19 protein-coding genes are annotated in these 22,792 nt (G+C 34.3%); 10 read left to right on the forward strand and 9 right to left on the reverse strand.

Going from position 1 to position 22,792, the window contains the following annotated elements:
• Window positions 1-174 precede the first annotated feature (174 nt).
• From menB to NG655_RS05760, 4 genes are read right to left on the reverse strand one after another with little or no spacing between them, the layout of a single operon-like run.
• Entirely contained in the window at window positions 175-996 is an 822-nt protein-coding gene (gene menB / locus NG655_RS05745) for a 1,4-dihydroxy-2-naphthoyl-CoA synthase (protein ID WP_252158382.1), read from the reverse strand.
• A 35-nt stretch (window positions 997-1,031) separates the two neighbouring features.
• Window positions 1,032-2,810 (reverse strand): 2-succinyl-5-enolpyruvyl-6-hydroxy-3-cyclohexene-1-carboxylate synthase, encoded by a 1,779-nt coding sequence (gene menD / locus NG655_RS05750; RefSeq protein WP_252158383.1) that lies wholly within the window; start codon window positions 2,808-2,810, stop codon window positions 1,032-1,034.
• Window positions 2,811-2,865: 55 nt separating this feature from the next.
• Window positions 2,866-3,894, reverse strand: a complete 1,029-nt coding sequence (locus tag NG655_RS05755; protein WP_252158384.1) for an isochorismate synthase — start codon at window positions 3,892-3,894, stop codon at window positions 2,866-2,868.
• Window positions 3,895-4,311 (reverse strand): PaaI family thioesterase, encoded by a 417-nt coding sequence (locus NG655_RS05760; RefSeq protein WP_252158385.1) that lies wholly within the window; start codon window positions 4,309-4,311, stop codon window positions 3,895-3,897.
• A gap of 346 nt (window positions 4,312-4,657) precedes the next feature.
• Here NG655_RS05760 and rlmF point away from each other — a divergent pair, with 346 nt between their 5' ends.
• Window positions 4,658-5,617, forward strand: coding sequence for a 23S rRNA (adenine(1618)-N(6))-methyltransferase RlmF (gene rlmF / locus NG655_RS05765; protein WP_252158386.1), 960 nt, complete (start codon window positions 4,658-4,660; stop codon window positions 5,615-5,617).
• A gap of 66 nt (window positions 5,618-5,683) precedes the next feature.
• On the opposite strand, the gene dnaK is transcribed toward rlmF, so the two are convergent.
• Window positions 5,684-7,594 (reverse strand): molecular chaperone DnaK, encoded by a 1,911-nt coding sequence (dnaK, locus tag NG655_RS05770; RefSeq protein WP_252158387.1) that lies wholly within the window; start codon window positions 7,592-7,594, stop codon window positions 5,684-5,686.
• A gap of 170 nt (window positions 7,595-7,764) precedes the next feature.
• Here dnaK and panB point away from each other — a divergent pair, with 170 nt between their 5' ends.
• Together panB and NG655_RS05780 are read left to right on the forward strand one after the other, a co-directional pair.
• The gene (panB, locus tag NG655_RS05775; RefSeq protein ID WP_252158388.1) at window positions 7,765-8,583 is read left to right on the forward strand and encodes a 3-methyl-2-oxobutanoate hydroxymethyltransferase; all 819 of its coding nucleotides are present in this window, start codon (window positions 7,765-7,767) and stop codon (window positions 8,581-8,583) included.
• Window positions 8,564-9,271 (forward strand): RluA family pseudouridine synthase, encoded by a 708-nt coding sequence (locus NG655_RS05780; protein ID WP_252158389.1) that lies wholly within the window; start codon window positions 8,564-8,566, stop codon window positions 9,269-9,271. The genes panB and NG655_RS05780 overlap by 20 nt, the downstream gene beginning before the upstream one ends.
• On the opposite strand, the gene NG655_RS05785 is transcribed toward NG655_RS05780, so the two are convergent.
• Window positions 9,234-10,805: a hypothetical protein gene (locus NG655_RS05785; protein WP_252158390.1), complete on the reverse strand. Its 1,572-nt coding sequence runs from the start codon at window positions 10,803-10,805 to the stop codon at window positions 9,234-9,236. The two genes, NG655_RS05780 and NG655_RS05785, sit on opposite strands and share 38 nt — an antisense overlap.
• A 146-nt stretch (window positions 10,806-10,951) precedes the next feature.
• On the opposite strand from NG655_RS05785, the gene NG655_RS05790 reads away from it, so the two are divergent.
• From NG655_RS05790 to NG655_RS05820, 7 genes are all read left to right on the forward strand, one after another.
• Window positions 10,952-12,115 carry a 2-isopropylmalate synthase gene (locus tag NG655_RS05790; RefSeq protein WP_252158391.1) on the forward strand — a complete coding sequence of 388 codons (1,164 nt, stop codon included), beginning with the start codon at window positions 10,952-10,954 and terminating at the stop codon, window positions 12,113-12,115.
• Between the two features lie 13 nt (window positions 12,116-12,128).
• Entirely contained in the window at window positions 12,129-13,523 is a 1,395-nt protein-coding gene (leuC, locus tag NG655_RS05795) for a 3-isopropylmalate dehydratase large subunit (protein WP_252158392.1), read from the forward strand.
• 27 nt (window positions 13,524-13,550) lie between these two features.
• Complete coding sequence (leuD, locus tag NG655_RS05800; protein WP_252158393.1) at window positions 13,551-14,147, forward strand: 3-isopropylmalate dehydratase small subunit; 597 nt, start codon at window positions 13,551-13,553, stop codon at window positions 14,145-14,147.
• Window positions 14,148-14,166: 19 nt separating this feature from the next.
• On the forward strand, window positions 14,167-15,696 hold the full coding sequence (locus NG655_RS05805) for an alpha-isopropylmalate synthase regulatory domain-containing protein (RefSeq protein ID WP_252158394.1): 1,530 nt from the start codon (window positions 14,167-14,169) through the stop codon (window positions 15,694-15,696).
• 14 nt (window positions 15,697-15,710) lie between these two features.
• Window positions 15,711-16,778, forward strand: a complete 1,068-nt coding sequence (leuB, locus tag NG655_RS05810) for a 3-isopropylmalate dehydrogenase (RefSeq protein WP_252158395.1) — start codon at window positions 15,711-15,713, stop codon at window positions 16,776-16,778.
• 106 nt (window positions 16,779-16,884) lie between these two features.
• Window positions 16,885-17,379 (forward strand): GNAT family N-acetyltransferase, encoded by a 495-nt coding sequence (locus NG655_RS05815; protein ID WP_252158396.1) that lies wholly within the window; start codon window positions 16,885-16,887, stop codon window positions 17,377-17,379.
• Between the two features lie 28 nt (window positions 17,380-17,407).
• Window positions 17,408-18,508 carry a DUF2855 family protein gene (locus NG655_RS05820; RefSeq protein WP_252158397.1) on the forward strand — a complete coding sequence of 367 codons (1,101 nt, stop codon included), beginning with the start codon at window positions 17,408-17,410 and terminating at the stop codon, window positions 18,506-18,508.
• Window positions 18,509-18,512: 4 nt separating this feature from the next.
• On the opposite strand, the gene NG655_RS05825 is transcribed toward NG655_RS05820, so the two are convergent.
• The 3 genes from NG655_RS05825 to NG655_RS05835 all read right to left on the reverse strand — a co-directional run bounded on the left by NG655_RS05825 (window position 18,513) and on the right by NG655_RS05835 (window position 22,788).
• Window positions 18,513-19,673: an acyl-CoA dehydrogenase family protein gene (locus tag NG655_RS05825; RefSeq protein ID WP_252158398.1), complete on the reverse strand. Its 1,161-nt coding sequence runs from the start codon at window positions 19,671-19,673 to the stop codon at window positions 18,513-18,515.
• A gap of 19 nt (window positions 19,674-19,692) precedes the next feature.
• Window positions 19,693-20,565 (reverse strand): acyl-CoA thioesterase, encoded by an 873-nt coding sequence (locus tag NG655_RS05830; RefSeq protein WP_252158399.1) that lies wholly within the window; start codon window positions 20,563-20,565, stop codon window positions 19,693-19,695.
• 75 nt (window positions 20,566-20,640) lie between these two features.
• Window positions 20,641-22,788, reverse strand: coding sequence for a 3-hydroxyacyl-CoA dehydrogenase NAD-binding domain-containing protein (locus tag NG655_RS05835; RefSeq protein WP_252158400.1), 2,148 nt, complete (start codon window positions 22,786-22,788; stop codon window positions 20,641-20,643).
• Window positions 22,789-22,792: the final 4 nt, after the last annotated feature.

Consider the following 22,792-nt stretch of genomic DNA (forward strand, 5'->3'; position numbering starts at 1 on the left):
TAATAAACTACCCTATCCTAATACAGAATTAAAAAACAATTAAATACATCTAAAAAAATAAAGATGCTTTTTTACAGTTTAATACTATTCTAATAAAACGGATGATCTATTTTTATTTTCTTGATTGTCCAATTTAAATAACCCTTTGCTGTGAAAGAAAGCAATAAGACTCTTTTATGGAAACTTAGGATACTGTTTAAAATTAGGGTCACGGCGTTCTAAAAATGCATTTTTACCCTCCTGAGCCTCATCCATTAAATAATACATTAAGGTTGCATCTCCAGCTAATTGCATTAATCCATGCTGCCCATCTAATTCAGCATTTAAACAGCGTTTAACCATTCTTAAAGCGAGCGGGCTTCTTTTTTGCATAATTTGACACCATTCAACTACAGTTTTTTCAAGATCTTCAAGGGGTACAACTTTATTTACCATACCCATTTCTTCCGCTTCTTTAGCAGAATATTGTTGACATAAGAACCAAATCTCACGTGCTTTTTTCTGACCAACGTGACGTGCTAAATAAGATGAACCAAATCCACCGTCGAAACTTCCAACTTTAGGACCTGTTTGTCCAAAAATTGCGTTATCGCTTGCTATTGTTAAATCACAAACAACATGTAAGACATGACCACCACCGATAGCATAACCATTGACCATTGCAATAACTGGTTTAGGGATTTCTCTTATCTTTTTATGTAAATCAAGTACATTTAATCTGGGTACGCCATCTTCACCTACATAACCCCCAACACCTTTAACATTTTGATCGCCTCCACTACAAAAAGCCTTGTCCCCCATTCCGGTAAAAACAATGATATCAATATCATTACGTTCACGACAAACATCCATAGCTTCTAACATTTGATTGTTTGTTTCTGGGCGGAATGCATTATAAACTTCTGGGCGATTTATAGTAATTTTAGCTATTCCCTTGTGAAATTCAAATAAAATATCCGAGTATTCTGTTATCGTTTCCCAAACTACATTTTCCATATTATATTGTATTTATTGATTTAAAAATAAGTGTTTTATTGCATTGCTTTAAAGTAATTTAATAAAACTTTGTCATTGATTTTTCTTGGAGTAAATATCTCTAAAATTTGCGGTCTATCAGAGGGTTTAAAAAAAGATTTTAATTTCAACTTTAAACGCCATCCAGAATAAACACTTGAGTATCCTAAACCAAAAGATTTAGATAAATCTTTGGCATTTCGATTATGAACTGTCTCATAATATTTATCGTAAAGTGGAGTGTCTTTTTTACCTGGAAGAATCCTAAAAATTCCACCTCCTTGATTGTTAATTATAATAACTCTAAAATTAGATTTCCAATATGTATTCCATAAGGCATTACAATCGTAGAAAAAACTTAAATCCCCTGTAATTAATAATGTTTGCAACTCTGTTTTATAGGCAGCTCCAACAGCTGTAGATGTACTTCCGTCGATCCCGCTTGTCCCACGGTTGCAATATACAGATACATTTTTCGGAAGATCGAATAGCTGTGCATAACGAATAGTAGAACTATTAGCGAGTTGTAAATGAAGTTTTTTGGGGATTGAATTGAATATAATTTTAAAGGCTAATAAATCAGAAAAAGGGATCGTCTTTAAATAAGCTAATCCTTTCAATAAATTTCTAGAATAAATCGAATGTACCGCACTATTAAATGAAGATTCAATTGGAGTATTGGGTTTTGAAAATAAATAATCGAAAAACTCTTGAGGATCTAATTTCACATGATTTGAAAGCACATAGTAGGTATTGTAAGCTTTCTTAGAGTTGATGTGCCAGTGTTTTTTTGGTGGAAATTTTCTTAAAAAATTTTTTACTTTTTTTGAAACAACCATTCCGCCTAGTGTAATCAGTAAATCAGGTTGAATTTCTTCAAAAGCACTTTCTCCATTTTGCTCTAATGGAGCAATTAAAGAATCTATTGCATCTAAAAACCTACTATGTTTTAAGTTAGATGTTTTTTCAGTTAAAACAATTACTGAAGGGTCCAAAGCCCATGTTTCTAAAATTTTGTCATTTATTGAATTTGGAGGTAAAACTCCTACTAAAATAATCTTTTTGGCAGCAGAATTCCATTGGGTAACATAAGAATCAAGATTAATTTCTGTCTGATTTGGTTCAGGATCACTTATAAATTGGGGAATAAGTTCTTTTGAGGTTGTTCCATAAAGCGGTTCCTCTAAAGGAACATTTATATGAACAGGACCAGAGTTCAGGATGGCTTTATTTAAAACGGAATCCAGTTTTTGTTCATTTGATCGCTGAATCTCTACTTGTTTGTGCATTAAATCGGATTCCGATGCGTCTTGAGCTACTAATTTTTGAGATGGATTTTCAAGAAGCGTTTTCGAGGCATGCGACACATCTGGAGTTAAATATGCAGCTGCTTCTAGGTGAGGTTCAAATACTTCTGGCTGTCGTATGGTTTGTCCATCACCAACATCAATTCTGTGGGGTAATCTATCTGCAGAAATCACAACCAATGGTATATCGCTATAAAAAGCTTCTGAGACTGCTGGATAATAGTTTAATAAAGCGGAACCAGACGTACAAACAACTGCTACAGGATGTTTAAGTTGCTGTGCCAAACCAAGTGCAAAGAATGCAGCAGAGCGCTCGTCTACAATGCTATAAGTAATGAAATTATCGTTATTTGTAAATCCTAGATTTAAGGGTGCATTTCTAGAGCCTGGTGAAATTACAATATGATTAATTCTTTTAATATCACAAAACTTTACAACGGTTTGAGCTAAGGGTATTTCAGAAAAAGATTGTTTTGGGTATTGACTCATTGTCCAACAAAAATACAAAACAGTAGAGATTCGAAAGAGTTTATTTCAGTTAAATTCAAAGTGCTTTGCAAAAAGTTTTTGCTTTTCTCTTAGTCTCTTCCCATTCATTCAAGGGTATACTTTTTGTTGTAATCCCAGCACCCACATATACCCTGTAACCCGAGGGTATTAATTCAGCACATCTTAAATTTACATATAAACTTGCATGGTGATCTGAGTCAAAAGGACCCAAAAAACCTGTGTAATATTTTCGATTGTGAGCTTCATTTTTTAATATAAATTCTAAACTATTTTTCTTTGGAACTCCTCCTACTGCAGGAGTAGGGTGAAGTGCTTTTGCAATTTTAAACAAACTTAAATCATCACTTTTTAATCGTATATCTGTTTTTAGATGATATATAGAACCCGCTTGAACAGTTTGTACTGAACCAATTTCAATTTTAGAATTAGGGTAAATTGAGCGTAAGGAATCTTCAATACTAACTGTAACGAGTTGTTGTTCTTGAAGTTCCTTTTCTGACCATATGGGTTTTTCGTCTTCTTTTGCAATTGAAGTTCCAGCTAATGAAATTGTATGTAACTCATTATTACTTAAACTCGCAAACCTTTCTGGTGTTGCTCCCATCCAAGAACCTGTTTTGGGATGATGCCAATAATAAACAAATGCTGTTGGGTAAAGGTTTGCCAAATTAACAAAAGTATTGATGGGCTCTGAGTCTGAAATAGAAACTGGTATTGAACGTGATAAAACAATTTTTTCAGTCACCGATTCTGAAAATTCAACTAGGGCTTTTTCAACTAATGTTATAAAAGCCTCTCTATTTTCATTACCAAAAGAGATATCTGATGAATTTGATTCTTTATAAAAGCTTAGATCAAATTTTTTGTGATTTTTATTTGGGATAAAGGGGTATGAATTAGTGTCATTAAAAGGAGCCATTAAAAAACCTTGTTCCGAAAAATCTTGGGTTAAATACAAACGGTCATCTTCTTGAAAGTACAGTTCTAATTCGTTGGAATTAGGATGTTTAAAAACAACGAAAGGAAGTTTCTTTTCCTCTAAAGCTTTAAGGGCTTTTATCATTTATTTTTTAGGTAAAGTTAGGGTGGTTAACTTACAGCTTGAAATTAAATCTCCGGCTTCATTCGTTACTTTAATTTCCCATATCTGAGTGGTTCTCCCGTTATGAACTGGAATAGCTTTGGCGTATACATAACCCTCGCTTATTCCTTTTAAATGATTTCCAGACATCTCAATCCCGCGAACCATAGTACTTTTAGACTTATTAAATAGATAGGCGGCAGCACTTCCCACACTTTCTGCTAATGCAAATGTTGCACCCCCATGAAGAACCCCATCGGGTTGATGAAGTTTTGGTGTTACGGGCATTCTAGCCGTTAAAAAATTGTCCCCCACATCAACAAAATCTATTTCTAAAGTTCGCATTAAAGACTCCTTTTCGGAGCCATTCATCAGTTTGAGTAATTCCTCTTTTTCCATGGAAGTAAAAGTAATTAAATTCTAAATGATGGGTTTAATTTATGAGGATAAATATCGATTTCAATTCCAGGAATACATTAGGAACCAATTTAAATAAAATCAATAAATACGAGAGTAATAAACTTAAGGCTTAACTTATTAAGAACTGCCGAACCTTTTTTGAACATTTAGGGTGTATAGTTCTGAATTAAAACAAAATTATTTTAGAAAAGAAATTTTGATTAATTACAGCATGTAAGAGATAAAATTATACTCTCAGATGTATTTTGAAGTTTCTCATAAAACAAAGGATTAACAAAAAAATAAGTGTTTGAAATAGTATCTTAGCAAATCACAAAAAGATTCTATGTCGGACAAGAAAAAACCAAAAATAAAGTCTAAGATGCACCCTCGTAACAAAAATCGAGAACGCTATGATCTTAAAGCATTAATCCTTGCTCATCCTGAATTAAAAGATTTTATAAAACCAAATAAACACGGAGATGACTCGATAGACTTTTCAAACCCAAAGGCTGTAAAAGTTCTAAACATATCTCTTCTAAAACATTATTATAAAATTGATTTTTGGGAATTTCCTGATCATAATCTCTGCCCTCCTATTCCCGGTAGAGCAGATTACATCCATTATCTAGCAGACTTAATTCGCGAAAATAATTTTGGGCGTTCACCCGAGGGCAACAAAATTACATGTCTAGATATTGGAGTCGGAGCAAGTTGTATTTATCCAATTATAGGAATTACTGAGTATAATTGGAATTTTATTGCTTCAGATATTGATGAATTATCAATCAAAAATGCAAATAAAATAGTCTCAAACAACACTAAACTTTTAAATAAAGTAAACTGTAAATTACAGAAAGATTCTAAAGCAATTTACCAAGGAATTATAGGAAGCAAAGATAAGATTGACATCACGATGTGTAATCCACCATTTCATGAATCTCAAGAAGCTGCTCAAAAAGGATCCCTAAGAAAGGTTCAGAATTTAGGGGCTAAAAAAGTTAAAAAGGCAGAATTAAATTTTGCAGGAATCCAAAATGAACTCATCTATGAAGGGGGAGAAATTAAGTTTATTAGCGCAATGGTCTTGCAGAGTAAAACCTTTAAGAATAATTGTTTTTGGTTCACAACACTAGTTTCAAAACAATCTAATTTGAACGCAATTTATAAGAAACTTGATCAGGTAAATGCATCAGAAATAAAAACAATTCCCATGGGTACTGGGAACAAAGTTACTCGGATAGTAGCTTGGACTTTTTTGAGCAAATCTCAACAAAATCAATGGCGGAAGGATCGTTGGAATTAAAAATTTAAAAAAATGCAAAAAAAAAGCACCGCTTAACGGTGCTTTTTTAATTATCAAAATAAAAAGTTATTCTTTAACTTCTTCAAAATCAACATCCTGAACGTCATCTGCTCCAGAAGCATCAGCTGAACCACCTGCTTGCGCATCTGGGCCAGGTTGAGCAGCTCCATCAGCTTGAGCTTTGTACATTTCTTCGGAAGCATTCTTCCATGCTGCATTGATTTTTTCTAAAGCTGGCTCAATAGTAGCGAGATCTTTCGCTTCAAACGCTTTCTTCAATTCTTCTAAAGCTTCTTCAATTGGCTTTTTCTTATCATCAGAAAGTTTATCTCCAAACTCTTTCAATTGACTTTCAGTTTGGAAAATCATTTGATCAGCACTATTTAGCTTATCAACTTGTTCTTTTGCAGCCTTATCTGCTTCCGCATTTGCTTCTGCTTCTTGGCGCATTTTTTCGATCTCTTCTTCTGTCAAACCTGAAGAAGCTTCGATACGTATATCTTGAGTTTTTCCAGTTGCTTTATCAGAAGCTGTAACTTTAATAATTCCGTTAGCATCAATATCAAAAGTTACTTCAATTTGTGGAGTTCCTCTTTGTGCTGGTGGAATTCCATCTAAATGAAAACGACCAATTGTTTTGTTATCAGCAGCCATTGAACGTTCCCCTTGAATTACATGAATCTCAACCGATGGTTGGTTATCTGCAGCAGTAGAAAAAACTTGAGACTTCTTCGTAGGAATCGTGGTATTAGATTCGATTAACTTAGTCATAACACCACCCATAGTTTCAATACCTAAAGAAAGTGGAGTAACATCTAACAACAATACATCTTTTACATCTCCTGTTAATACACCTCCTTGAATTGCTGCACCAACGGCAACAACTTCATCTGGGTTTACCCCTTTAGATGGTTTTTTTCCAAAGAATTTTTCAACTTCTTCTTGGATTACAGGAATACGAGTAGAACCCCCAACAAGAATAATTTCATCAATATCAGAAGTACTTAAACCAGCGTCATCTAATGCTTTCTTAACTGGAGCCATAGAACGACGAACTAATTCATCTGATAATTGCTCGAACTTAGAACGTGTTAGTGTAGTAACTAAGTGTTTAGGTCCAGAAGCAGTTGCTGTTACGTATGGTAAGTTAATTTCAGTCTGAGGAGAAGAGGAAAGTTCAATTTTTGCTTTTTCTGCCGCTTCTTTTAAACGCTGTAATGCCATTGGGTCTTGACGTAAGTCAATATCTTCAGCAGCTTTAAAATCATCTGCTAACCAATCGATAAGCACTTGATCAAAATCATCACCTCCAAGGTGTGTATCTCCGTTTGTTGAAAGTACTTCAAAAACACCGTCTCCTAATTCAAGGATTGAGATATCAAAAGTTCCACCTCCAAGGTCATAAACAGCAATCTTTCGGTCAGCTCCATCTTTTTTATCTAAACCATAAGCTAAAGCAGCTGCAGTTGGTTCGTTAATAATACGTTGAACTTTTAAACCTGCTATTTCACCTGCTTCCTTTGTAGCTTGTCGCTGAGCATCGTTAAAATAAGCTGGTACGGTAATAACCGCTTCAGTAACATCATGCCCTAAATAATCTTCTGCTGTTTTCTTCATTTTCTGAAGAGTCATAGCAGAAAGTTCTTGTGGAGTATATAAACGACCATCAATATCAACTCGAGGTGTGTTGTTATCTCCTTTTACCACTTTATATGCAACAGTTGAAGCTTCTTTAGAAGATTCTGAAAACTTATTACCCATAAAACGTTTAACAGAAGCAATAGTTTTTGTTGGGTTAGTTACCGCCTGGCGCTTCGCAGGATCACCTACTTTTATTTCACCACCCTCAACAAATGCAATAACAGAAGGAGTTGTTCTTTTTCCTTCAGCATTTGGGATTACTACCGGTTCGTTACCTTCCATTACAGAAACACAAGAGTTTGTGGTTCCTAAATCAATTCCAATTATTTTACTCATTTTAAATTTGTTTTTAATTTTCCAAATAATATTCAAGGAGTATGCCATAACAAAAAAACTGACAGGCTGTCAGTTGATGTAACAGGTTTAAGTCACAAGAGGAAGGGAGGGTATCATTTTCATATAAAACTCAAAAGAAAAAGACTACATTTGAAAAAAATTATCTAAAAATGTCTGTAGCTAAGAATACATATAATAGAGTAACCACGAATTCTCTTCTTAAAATGAAGTCCGATGGTGAAAAAATTGCAATGTTAACTGCGTATGATTATACTTTAGCTGGTCTAGTAGATCAAGCTGGTATTGATGTTATTTTGGTTGGTGATTCTGCTTCTAATGTTATTGCTGGTCATGAAACTACACTTCCAATAACATTAGACCAAATGATATATCATGCAAGTGCCGTTATTCGAGCTGTAAAAAGGGCTCTTGTAGTTGTAGATCTTCCTTTTGGTTCTTATCAAGCAGACTCTAAAGAAGCCCTTCGATCTGCAATTAGAATAATGAAGGAATCTGGAGCTCATGCTGTTAAACTTGAAGGTGGGAACCAAGAACGTTCTTCTATTGAGCGAATCATACAAGCTGGTATCCCAGTTATGGGACATTTAGGACTTACGCCACAGTCTATATATAAGTTTGGAACTTACACAGTAAGAGCGAAGGAAGAACAAGAAGCCAATCAACTTATAGAAGATGCTAAAATGTTAGAATCCGCTGGATGTTTTGGTTTGGTTCTTGAAAAAGTACCTGCTCATTTAGCTAAAAAAGTAGCCTCTCTTGTTTCTATTCCAGTCATTGGAATTGGAGCTGGAAATGGAGTTGATGGCCAAGTGCTTGTTCTACACGATATGCTAGGAATGAGCAAAGAGTTTAGTCCGAGATTTTTGCGTCGTTACCTCGATTTACATACCAATATAATTGGTGCTATTCAGCAATACACATCAGACGTTAAAACAAAAGATTTTCCTAATGAATCAGAACAATACTAATTTTTATTCCATGAAATTAGATATTCTATTCGAAGACAATCATTTACTTATAATTAACAAACCCATTGGAGTTTTAGTGCAGGGAGATAAAACGGGTGACATTCCTCTTGTAGACCTCGCCAAAGCGTATATAAAACAAAAATACAATAAACCTGGAGCTGTTTTTCTTGGGGTTGTACACCGTTTGGATCGTCCTACAAGTGGCGCAATTGTATTTGCAAGAACTTCAAAAGCTTTAGAACGGTTAAACAAACAATTTAAAGATCGGGTTACCAAAAAAACATACTGGGCAATTACTAAAGAGGCACCAGCTAATTCGGCTGACACACTTGTTCATTGGACTGTTCGCAATCAAAAGCAAAACAAATCTTATGCTCACAAAAAAGAAACTCCAGAATCGAAAAAGGCGATCTTAAAATATACTACCAAGAAAAAACTTCACAATTACACACTTCTAGAAATAGAATTAGAAACTGGACGACACCATCAAATTAGAGCACAATTAAGTGCTATAGGATGTCCAATTAAAGGAGATTTAAAATATGGTTCTGCAAGAAGTAATCCCAACGGAAGTATTCATTTACACGCTAGATCCCTAGAAATTCTCCATCCAGTATCTAAAGAGTCCATTTGCTGTGTAGCTTCACTTCCTAAAGACTCTCTGTGGGATGCTTGTCTTTCCGGTTAATAATATTTGCTTTTGAGTGAATTATTTCCGCCACAGTTTTATTCTCTATTTTACTTTCTAACCAAGACAATATGTCGAGATATAAAAATGCTCTTCGTTCATATGGATCTTGTTCATATTGTTTCAATTCTTTGTGTAAGTCTTTAAAAGCTTCCTTAAGCTCACTTGGATATATACTTCCTAATTTACGAACAAACCTTATTAATGATTTTTGAACTTCGTGTAATTCACCCATTTTTAATAAAAACTTGTAGGTATCGCGAATATGTTCATCAATATGATAATCATTACCTGCTTCATAATGTGCTATTAAATTCAATAATCGAGTAAAACAAAGCAAATCTTCTCTCATTTTTAATTTTTTGTTTTCTACAATTTTATTTAAATAAATAATCGCATTTTCAAAATCGTTAGAACCAAAATACAAGCAAGCAATTTTATAATAAAACATCATGATGTGATGTTCATCAATTTGATTTTTATAAAACTCAATTTTAACCAGTAAAGGCGCAATTATATCTTGTCCTTCAATAAATTTTCCCTCTAAAAAATAAAAGTTAAAGAGATTATTATATTCATACAAAAAAGCGAGAGAGCTTAAATTATCGTTTTTAGGAAAATGCTCTGAATTAATTATTTGAAGCATTTTGTTTAAAATCTCCTTAAATTTAATTGGGTACTTAATGAGTGCAGTAGATTCTAACAAATAATTATTTCCTTGCAAATAAAAAACTGGGTGAGAAGAAATCATATCTGGGTTATTATCAAATAAAGCAACCCATTTAGCTGAGTATCGATAACTGGAAAGAAAATCTTGAGTAAGCAAACTATACCATACATGTGCTTTAAAAAACCATAATTTTTCTCGGAAACCCAAATCTTCAAAATTAAGATCAGGTAAGCGATCATTAAAGAATTCAGTAACTTCTTTATACTCTTGATCACTTTTGGTGTACCCTGTTTTAATTAAGCGTTCGTACAACTGAAGTGATAAATTAGATAATTGACTCGAGATGTGGTTGTGATTATTAAAATAAGTAGCATCTCGAACTAATTCTTGCGCTCTATTACTCATACTACGAGTTATATACTGAGATTCGATTACCTTTTCAAGTTCAACTATTTCGAAAGCTGCATATTTTTCGTCTAATTTAACTGCAATTGCCTTAGCCCGATCTAGTATTTTTAAACTTTGATTATATAATCCTTTTTGATATAATACCGTAGCAAAATCTAATTGCTCACGAATCAACATGCGTTTATTTCTTTGAGATGGATTTATTCTTAAACTAACCAAAACCTGCTTGTATAAATGAGCTTTTAAATTTGATAATTGTTGCTTAGAAACAAAACCTTTTTTTAAAATTATCTTTTCATCATAAACATCCATCTTATCAAGAAGATTGAATAAAATCAAGAATTTTGAATCCTGATTAGAATCCATTCTACCCACATAAAGTTTAAACTGTCTTTTTTCCGATTTTGATAAAGATTTTATCAAAACAAAGAGGTTTTCTTTTTGATCGTTAGTCATTGTATACTTTTTTCATATAAAACACTTATATAAAGTGATTTATTCGCAATTAAATACCTTGGGTTTCGTAATAAAAGTAGACAAAAAAACTATAAATTATACATATAAATGCTAAATTCGTATTGCTTTCAATAAATAAACAAAAAATGGCTCAGGAACACGTTCAAATTTTTGACACTACACTTCGTGATGGAGAGCAGGTCCCAGGATGTAAATTAGACACTAAAAGCAAATTAGTAATTGCTGAACGTCTTGATCTTCTCGGAGTTGACATCATAGAAGCTGGATTCCCAGTATCAAGCCCTGGAGATTTTAATTCTGTTGAAGAAATATCAAAAATAGTAAAAAATGCAACAGTTTGCGGATTAACACGTGCTGTAGAAAATGATATTAAAGTTGCAGCAGAAGCACTATCTCATGCAAAGCGACCCAGAATTCATACTGGAATTGGTACTTCTGACTCACACATTAAATTTAAATTTAACTCCAATAGAGAAGCAATTATTGAACGAGCAGTTGCTGCTGTTAGCTATGCGAAATCTTTTGTAGAAGATGTTGAATTCTATGCAGAAGATGCCGGTAGAACAGATAATGAGTTTTTAGCCAGAGTCTGTGAAGCAGTTGTAAAAGCTGGAGCTACGGTTTTGAATATACCGGACACAACAGGATATTGTCTTCCAGAAGAATATGGAGCTAAAATTAAATATTTAAAAGAAAATGTAACCGGTATTCACAAAGCCGTTTTATCCTGCCATTGTCATAATGATCTTGGACTTGCTACAGCAAATTCGATTGCAGGAATTTTAAATGGTGCTCGCCAAATTGAATGTACCATAAATGGTATTGGAGAACGTGCTGGAAATACTTCTTTAGAAGAAGTAGTAATGATCATGCGTCAACATCCAGATTTAAATTTAGACACTCGAATTAACTCCAAACTATTATATTCCACAAGTCAACTAGTGTCTGACAGCATGGGAATGATGGTACAACCCAACAAAGCTGTTGTTGGAGCAAATGCTTTTGCACACAGTTCTGGGATTCATCAAGATGGAGTTATTAAAAATAGAGAAACATACGAGATTATGGATCCCCATGATGTTGGTGTAACAGAATCTGCAATTGTTTTAACTGCTAGAAGTGGACGAGCTGCACTTGCTTATCGAGCAAAAAATGTAGGGTTTGAACTAGACAAATTACAATTGGATAAGGTTTACAAAGAATTTTTAAAACTAGCAGATACACAAAAAGAAATAAACGACGAAGACATTCCGAAAATCATCAAAGCAAGTGGTATAAGCTTGGTTTAACTATAAATAAATTATGAGTAATACATTATTTGACAAGGTATGGGATTCCCATGTGGTACAGAAAATTGAAGGTGGACCAGATGTGCTTTTCATTGACAGACATTTAGTCCATGAAGTAACAAGTCCTGTTGCTTTTTTAGGTTTAAAAAATAGAGGTGCAAAAGTTATGAGTCCTGAGCGAACTTTCGCTACAGCAGATCACAACACACCAACTATTAACCAACACTTACCCGTTGCAGATCCCTTATCTGCGAACCAATTGAAAGCATTAGAAGAAAATGCAGCAGAACATGGAATATCGTATTGGGGATTAGGACATGAAAAAAATGGAATTGTACACGTTGTAGGACCAGAATATGGAATTACACAGCCAGGAGCTACAATTGTTTGTGGAGATTCTCACACATCTACTCACGGTGCTTTCGGTGCAATTGCATTTGGTATTGGTACCTCTGAAGTAGAAATGGTTCTTTCTACACAATGTATAATGCAACCAAAACCTAAATCAATGCGTATTACGGTTAACGGTTCTTTAAGTAAAGGAGTCACTCCTAAAGATGTTGCTTTATTCATTATATCTCAACTTAGTACTTCCGGAGCTACTGGATATTTCGTTGAATATGCTGGTGATGTATTCAAATCACTAAGTATGGAAGGGAGAATGACTGTATGTAACCTGAGTATAGAAATGGGAGCGCGTGGTGGAATTATTGCTCCTGACGAGAAAACATTTGAATATATTAAAGGCAGAGAATTTACACCTAAAGGAGCTGCTTGGGATAAAGCAATGGACTACTGGTCTACTCTTGAAACCGATGCGGATGCAGTTTTTGACAAAGAATATACTTTCGATGGAAGTGCAATTGAACCTATGATCACTTACGGTACAAACCCAGGAATGGGAATGGGAATTACTAATGGTATTCCTACTGCCGAAAGTTTAGACGGTGGAGTTTCGACTTACAAAAAGTCACTTGACTATATGGGCTATAAAGAAGGAGATTCAATGATCGGTAAAAAAATCGATTTTGTTTTTCTCGGAAGTTGTACTAATGGTAGGATTGAGGATTTTAGAGCCTTTACCGAAATTATAGAAGGCCGTAAAAAAGCAGATCATGTTACCGCATGGTTAGTTCCTGGATCTCATAAAGTCCTTAACGCAATTAAAGAAGAAGGGCTTCTTGATAAATTAGAGGAAGCTGGATTTGAGTTAAGAGAGCCTGGTTGTTCTGCTTGTTTAGCAATGAACGACGATAAGATCCCTGCTGGAAAATATGCAGTAAGTACTTCTAATAGAAATTTTGAAGGAAGACAAGGACCTGGCTCAAGAACCTTATTAGCTAGTCCTACTGTTGCTGCGGCAGCTGCAGTTATGGGCGTAGTTACTGACCCTAGAAGTTTAGTTTAAAAATAAAAATCCTTAAAAGGAAGAATAATGGCATACGATAAATTTAATATATTAAAAAGTTCAGCGGTTCCTTTACCAATTGAAAATGTAGATACAGATCAGATAATTCCAGCTCGTTTTTTGAAAGCAACTGAGCGTGTAGGTTTTGGAGATAATCTTTTTAGAGACTGGAGATACAACCAAGACAATACAGTAAAAGTTGATTTTCCGCTAAATGATTCTAAATACAGTGGCTCCATTCTTGTTGGAGGTAAAAACTTTGGATCTGGATCTTCAAGAGAACATGCTGCATGGGCAGTTTACGACTACGGATTCCGTTGTGTTGTTTCTAGCTTTTTTGCAGATATCTTCAGAAATAATTGTCTAAATGTAGGGGTATTACCTGTTCAAATTTCACCTGAGTTTTTAGAGGAAATTTTTACTGCTATCAACGAAAATCCCGAGACTAAGCTAATTGTTGACCTACCCTCACAAACAATCTCTTTAGAAGGAACAAATTCTTCTGAATCTTTTGATATCAATTCTTACAAGAAAGAAAATATGTTGAACGGTTTTGATGATATTGACTACTTAATGAACATTAAGGATCAAATAGGAGAATTTGCGAAAAATACTCCTCTTTAAATAAATTATTTAAAAGTTTATGCAAGCAAGAACGATCGAGATTATGGACACTACCCTTCGTGATGGTGAACAAACTTCTGGAGTATCTTTTTCTTCAACAGAAAAACTCACACTGGCAAAACTCCTATTAGAAGAATTAAATGTAGATCGAATTGAAGTTGCATCTGCTCGTGTTTCTGCAGGTGAGTTTAAGGCAGTAAAAAACATTACAGATTGGGCTAAACAAAATAATTATTTAAGTAAAGTTGAAATATTAACCTTTGTAGACAACGGTGTTTCAATACAATGGATGTTAGATGCTGGTGCAACGGTTCAAAATCTTCTTACTAAAGGATCCATGAACCATCTTAAGTATCAATTGAAACAAACTCCTGAAGAACATTTTAAAGGAATTCAGGATTCTATTGAACTAGCTGATAAGAATAATATCGAAACCAATGTATATTTAGAAGACTGGAGTAATGGTATGAGAAACTCTAAAGAATATGTGTTTTCGTTTTTAGACTTTCTTTCAAAACAGCCCATAAAAAGAATTTTACTTCCAGATACTTTAGGAATTCTATCGCCATCAGAAACTTATTCTTTCCTAAGTGAAATTATAAAAAGGTATCCAAATCTTCATTTTGATTTTCACGGACATAATGACTATGATTTAAGTGTTGCAAATGCAATGGAAGCTATTAAAGCTGGTGTTCATGGGTTACATTTAACTGTAAATGGAATGGGAGAACGTGCAGGAAATACACCTCTTGCGAGTTTGGTTGCTGTTGTAAATGACTTTATGCCTGGAATATCTGTAAACATCAAAGAGAATACGCTCAATAAGGTAAGCCAATTAGTCGCTACTTTTTCGGGCTTTAGAATTCCTGTAAACAAACCTATCGTTGGTGCTAACGTTTTCACCCAAACTGCTGGAATTCACGCAGATGGGGATAGTAAAAAGAATCTTTATTTTAATGACTTACTCCCGGAGCGATTCGGAAGAAAACGCAAATATGCTTTAGGAAAAACTTCTGGGAAAGCAAATATTCAGAAGAATTTACAAGAATTAGGATTGAGTTTAAGCGACGAAGCTCTTAAAAAAGTTACCCAGCGTATCATAGAATTAGGAGATAAAAAAGAACAAGTAACTGCTCAAGATTTACCTTATATAATCTCGGATGTTATGAACAGCGGAGAAAAGACACAAAAAGTATTTGTGAAGTCCTATGTTCTTACTCACTCTAAAGGATTACAACCCTCTACCACTGTTGCTGTAGAAATAAATGGCAATACATTTGAAGAAAATGCGAGCGGAGATGGCCAATACGATGCTTTCATAAATGCTATTCGAAAAATATATAGCTCAAAATCTATAGAAATTCCTCAACTAATTGATTATGCTGTTCATATACCACCAGGAAGTACCTCTGATGCTTTATGTGAAACTACAATTACATGGAAAGATGGAGTTAAAGAATTCGTAACCCGAGGACTTGATTCAGATCAAACGGTTTCGGCGATAAAAGCCACAGAAAGAATGCTAAACATTATAGAAATACAAAAGTAAATAGAATTATAAATATGAAATTAAACATTGCCCTTTTAGCTGGAGATGGAATTGGACCTGAGGTCGTAGATCAAGCTGTTAAAGTATCAGACGCTATTGCAGAAAAATTTGGTCATCAAATTAACTGGAGTTCTGCCCTAACAGGTGCAGCAGCGATCGATGCTGTAGGAGAACCTTATCCAGACGAAACTCACCAAGTATGTTTAGATGCAGATGCAATTCTTTTTGGTGCAATTGGTCATCCACGTTTTGACAATGATCCTTCTGCTAAGGTAAGACCTGAACAAGGATTACTTAAAATGCGTCAAAAACTTGGACTTTTTGCCAATGTGAGACCCACTTTTACATTCCCTTCTTTATTAGATAAATCTCCATTAAAAAAAGAACGCATCGAAGGAACAGATTTAGTGTTCTTAAGAGAACTGACTGGAGGTATATACTTTGGAGAAAGAGGAAGAAAAGACGATGGTAATACCGCATTTGATACCTGTACATACACAAGAGAGGAAGTTAAACGTATTGCTAAAAAAGGATTTGAACTAGCCATGACAAGATCTAAAAGATTATGTTGTGTAGATAAAGCTAACGTTTTAGAAAGTTCCCGTTTGTGGAGAGAAACAGTTCAAGCTATGGAAAAAGATTACCCAGAAGTTGAAGTAGCATATGAGTTTGTTGATGCTGTAGCAATGAGACTTGTTCAATGGCCTAATAGTTATGATGTTTTAATTACTGAAAATTTATTTGGCGATATTCTTACCGATGAAGCATCTGTAATATCAGGATCAATGGGACTTATGCCTTCTGCCTCAGTTGGGACAGATAATGCTTTGTATGAACCAATACACGGGTCTTATCCACAAGCTACCGGACTTAACATAGCGAATCCTCTTGCAACAGTTCTATCTGCAGCAATGATGTTCGAAATGAGCTTTAACCTAAGTGAAGAAGGTGCATTAATCAGAAAAGTTGTAGATGCAGCTCTTACTAATGGTTTTGTTACTGAAGATCTTGCTGATGGCGGAAAATCATATGGTACAAATGAAGTAGGTGATTACCTAGTAAAACTGATTAAAGAAGCATAATTAACCTAATATAACTACTTAAAAACCACTCTAAAAGAGTGGTTTTTTTTGTTCAATTTTAATTTGAACAATAAAAATAGTATACCTTGTTTAAAAAATAAAGCTGATGTTAAAATTAGAAACGTTTACTGAGCTTGATTTTGATAGACTTATCGATTGGTTCAATTCAAAAAAAGAACTTACTCAATTTGCAGCTTCCTTGTTTAAATTCCCCCTTACCAGAAATCAGTTATTTACTTATATAAATACAACTGATTTATATCCATACAAAATAATTCATATGGAGTCTAAAGAAATTATTGGGCATTGTGAACTAAATTTTCAAAATGAAATACCGAGATTATCAAGGATTTTAATTGGAGATAAACAATATAGAGGAATGGGATATGGAAAAAAAACCATTAGATTAATGATTCATGAAATTTTGAACCTAAGACCAGAAACAAATAAAGTTGATTTGAGGGTCTTTAAATGGAATGAAAATGCAATTAAATTATATTTGAAATTGGGATTTAAAATTATTCCAAATAACACATTAACATTCAATTACTCAAAAAATGAAACTTGGGTTGATATGAATATGCAAAAGCAACTTAAATAACTTCATGATCCACTACTAAATATTTCAAATGAATAGTCTTAAAAGTCTTCAATTTCAAGTTAAAAAAAACAACTTCACTGAAAACAGAATTCAAGAGGTTCCTTTAGAAAGTTTAATTCCTAAAGAAAATGAAATTCTTGTGAAAATTGATTTATTTTCTTTTACATCAAATAACATTACCTATGCAGTTTCTGGGGATATTATTCGATACTGGGAGTTCTTTACTCCAGTTGGAATAGAAACAGAAGGATGGGGAGTTATCCCTGTTTGGGGATTTGCTGATGTAATAGAATCTAAGAATGAAAATATTCCTGTAGGGGATCGAATTTTTGGTTACTTCCCTCCTGCCTCACATCATATCATGAATCCAGGAAACACATCCAAGAGAAGCTTTGAAGATCAATCAGAACACAGATCTACGCTACCAAATACATATAATATTTACAGAAGGGTATTATCTGAACAAAACTATAACACCAAACTAGACCGAGATCGCTCCTTATTTTATCCATTATATATAACCTCTTTTTGTTTATGGGATTCCCTAAAAGAAAATAATTGGTTTAGCTCAAAACAAATAATTTTGTTAAGTGCTTCTAGTAAAACGAGTGTGGGTCTAGCCTATGGACTTCATCGAGACATTGAAGCACCGGATGTAATTGGAGTTACTTCAGAGAGAAACATTGAAGCGGTTAAAAAACTAGGTTTATATAAAGAAGTTTATTCTTATGAGCAACTTGATAAAATAAACCAAATTGAAACGGTTATCGTAGATATGTCCGGAAACAATAGTGTACTTATTTATTTGCACAACAGACTAGCAGATCTTATGAAGTTTACACTTAAAGTAGGCTTAACTCACTGGAAAGAATCTAACAACAACCAAGGAATCATAAAAGAACGCTCTAAATTTTTCTTTGCTCCTAGTCACATTCAAAAAAGAATCGAAGATTGGGGTGGAAAAGATTTCGATAAAAAAACAACTCAGTTTCTATCGGATGCAATTTTAAAGACAAAAAATTGGCTACACTATAAAAATCTTAATGGTTTAGAAGATTTAACTAATGAATATCCTAAAGTGTGTTCAGGAACCCTTCCTGCTAACGAAGGATTAATTGTTAAAATATAGCTTGCTAATAGGGTAACTCTAATTTACCTGTCAATACATTTCTAGAAATTATAATTCTTTGTATTTCAGAAGTCCCCTCATATATCTGAGTAATTTTAGCATCTCGCATTAAACGTTCTACATGATATTCTTTAACATAACCATTTCCACCATGAATTTGAACTGCTTCCACCGTATGCTTCATCGCGGCTTCTGATGCGATTAATTTTGCCATTGCACTAGCGTACCCGTAATCTAGACCAGAATCTTTTAAATAGGCTGCTCGATACACAATCATTCTAGCGGCTTCGATGTCAAGAGCCATATCGGCTAATTTAAATGCAATTGCTTGATGATTACCAATAGATATACCGAAAGCTTCTCTCTGATTTGCATAAGAAACTGCAAGTTCATAAGCACCAGCTGCAATACCTAATGCTTGTGCAGCTATTCCAATTCTACCTCCTTCTAATGTTTTCATAGCAAACTTAAAACCAAAACCATCGGCTCCAATTCTATTTTCTTTGGGTACTTTAACATCAGAATAACTTATGGAATGAGTATCAGATGAACGTATTCCCATTTTATCTTCCTTTGGACCTATGGTAACACCTTCCCAATCACGCTCAACAATAAATACATTAATACCCTTGTGTCCTTTTTCTTTATCCGTATGTGCAACAACCAATTGGATGGTTGCTTTTCCTCCGTTAGTAATCCAGTTTTTTACTCCATTTAATAAATAATGGTCACCCATATCTATAGCTGTTGTTCTTTGCGAAGTTGCATCACTTCCAGCTTCAGGCTCTGAAAGACAAAAACATCCAATCTCATTTCCAGTAGTTAATCTGGGTATATATTTCTGTTTTTGTTCTTCCGACCCATATTCTTCAAGCCCCCAAAGAACAAGTGAATTATTTACAGACATTATTACAGAGCAACTCGCGTCGATCTTAGAAATTTCCTCCATAGCAAGAACATAAGAGAGCGTATCCATACCGCTACCACCATATGCAGAATCAGTCATCATAGACAAAAAACCCATCTCACCCATTTCCTTGACAAATTCAGTTGGATAAGACATAGAAGTGTCTCGTTCAATTACTCCTTCTTTAAGTCTTGATAAAGCGAATTCTCGTGCTGCTTCTTTAACCGCTATATGTTCTTCTTCAAGTTTAAAAATCATGGTTATATAATTTAATTGCTTATTCTTTTTTAATCATTTCACTCATCAAACCCTCCTGGGCAACTGAAGCAACTAGATCTCCATTTTTATTAAATATACTACCTCTTGAAAACCCTCTAGAATTAGAAGCACTAGGACTATCCATGGCATATAAAAGCCATTCATCTACTCTAAAATCTCTGTGAAACCATAAAGCATGATCTAAGCTTGCATAAAACATAGATTTACTTTGAAATTCTTCAACATGAGGAAGTGTTGCGGTACTAAGTAAATTATAGTCTGACGCATAAGCAAGCAATTGGTGGTGCAAGGGTGTGTCAAAGTCTTTTAATTCATCTGAAGTCGTAAACCAAATATTATCGAAGGGCTCACTGTTTTTAGAATACTTAGGTAAAAAAGGCTCTACAGGTCGAATATCAAATGCTCTAGGCAATACACTCTTCAATCGTTGATGCAATTTTGGATTGCTAACTTCTAATTCAACAATTTGATCTAATGTTGGAATAAGTACTTCCGGTTCTTTTAAATTAGGCATTGGAATTTGATGATCCACCCCTTTCATTTTTTTGTTGAAAGAAGCAGACATTATGAAAATAGTTTTCCCGTTTTGTTTGGCTATCACTCTTCTTGTAGTAAAACTATTTCCATCTCGAATGGGATCAACTTCATATACAATAGGAATATCCAATTGACCTCCCAAAATAAAATAAGCGTGCATGGAATGAGCAATTCTATCAGTTGGAACACTTTGGTATGCAGCATGAAGAGATTGACCCAAAACTTGCCCACCAAAAACTCTACCCCATGGGGTTATATAATTTTGCCCTAAGAAAGTGTTTGGGCTTGTTTTTTCAAGGGTTATTAAGTCAATTACTTCTTGAATTGTTTCCATAGAGTGTATTTAAAAAAAATGCTCCTGTTTAACTGAATATAAAAGGAGCATTTCTATAGTTAAATTTTACTTTTTTTAATACTCATGAATTGATTTTCCAGCCTCTGACATAGCTCTTAGCTTGTCAGGAACTGTAAATCGCTCACCAAAACGTTTTGTAAAGTCATCGCATTCTGCGACAAAAGTTTGTATTCCAACAAAATCAATATAAGAAAGAACTCCTCCAGTAAAAATTGGGAATCCCCAACCAAGAACAGAACCTAAATCACCATCAACAACACTATTTAAAACACCTTCTTCTAAACATTTGAAAGCTTCAATTGCCTGTCTATGAAGAATTCTTTTACCGACAGTCTCTTTATCTAGATAATCTACATTAGAGTTATATTTTTCTGCAAGACCAGGCCATAATTTCTTTGGCATTCCCTTAGGATAATCATAAAAACCAGCACCCCATTTCTTACCTTTTCTATCATGGTTCTCGACCAAATCTTTTTGCATTTTATACGAGCGCTCTTGGAAAGCTGGTTTATTTAGAGTTGGATCACTTTCATAAACATGTAAACCAAGAGTCAGAGTAACTTCATCAATTACTGCAAGGGGACCAACAGCCATACCTTCGGCTTTCGATACATTCTCTACCATCGCAGCAGGAACACCTTCTTCAACCATAAATGAACCTTCTGAAACAAAAGTACCGAAACAACGCGAAGTATAGAATCCACGACTATCATTTACAACTATAGGGATTTTACCAATAGCTACTGTATAATCTACAGCGGCAGCAATTGCTTTTGCCTCTGTTTTTTCTCCAACAATAATTTCAACTAAAGGCATTTTTTCAACTGGGGAAAAGAAATGTATTCCAATAAAATTATCTGGCCTAGAAGATGCTTTTGCTAATTCAGTAATTGGTATTGTTGAAGTATTTGATGCGTAAATTTTATCCTTACCAAGAACTGCTTCTGTTTCTGCAGTAACAATAGCTTTTAACTTTGGATCTTCAAAAACTGCTTCAATAACTAGATCACAATCTTTCATTGCAGCAGGATCAGTTGTAGCTTCAATTCTTGATAGTAAAGCTTCAGCTTTTTCTGGAGTGGATCTCTTTTTTGAAATAGCTTTGTCAAGAATAGCCTTAGAATATGCTTTTCCTTTTTCTGCTCCTTCTTGAGTTACATCCTTAAGAACTACATTCATCCCTGCCTTAGCTGAAACATAAGCAATACCAGCTCCCATCATACCAGCTCCTAAAATTCCTAGCTTTTTAATTTCATATTTAGGTTCTGTTTTCGGTCTAGCAATTCCCTTTTTAGCTTTTTGAAGCTCCATAAATCCAGTTCGAATCATGTTTTTAGCCTCCTTAGACGCAAGTAATTTTGTAAAATAGCGAGCTTCTATTTCTAAGGCACGGTCTATGGTCATCGGTAATCCATCATGAATAACTTTCATGATGTAATTCTGTGCAGGGTAATTTCCATGTGCCATTTTACCCAGATTTCCTGCAGCACCAACAAGAGTTTGAACTCCGTTTGCTGACCACACATCACCTCCAGGTACCCTATATTTTTTGTTATCCCAAGGTTGTACAGGGTTTGAGTTTGCTAAAATCCATGCTTTTGATTTCTCAATAAGTTCTTCCTGTGATTCAGCTAAATCATCAACTAGACCATCTTTTAAAGCTTGTGCTGGTCGAACTTCTTTTCCTTGTAACAAATACATTAATGCATTTTGTATTCCAAGTAAATAAGGAGCTTTAGAATTTCCACCACCTGCGGGTAATAACCCAACTTTAGCTTCAGGAAATCCTAATTTAATTTTAACATTATTTAAAACAATTCGGTGGTGACAGGTTAGACATAATTCTAATCCACCTCCCATTGCAGTACCATTAATTGCAGCTACAAAAGGTTTTCCAGCAGTTTCAATAGCGCGTAACGCTTGGTGCATTTGCATAGTAGTTTCGAACTGCTCTTTAGGGTTATTACCCATATTTTGTAGTTCTCTTAAATCAGCACCTGGCATAAACATACTTCTAGCCGAAGTTATTATAACCCCTTTAATATTCTTATCAGCAATTGCATCTTGAGCAAGTTGAATATAAGCAGTTATAAATTCTGTACTAAAAAGGTTTGTTGGGTTATTTATTTGATTGATAGAAAGAACTCCGATACCGTCAGTTCCAACTTCAAATTCAAAAAGGTCGTTTTTAATATTTTCCATTTGA

Source organism: Candidatus Arcticimaribacter forsetii, assembly GCF_910589745.1.
Classification (GTDB): domain Bacteria; phylum Bacteroidota; class Bacteroidia; order Flavobacteriales; family Flavobacteriaceae; genus Arcticimaribacter; species Arcticimaribacter forsetii.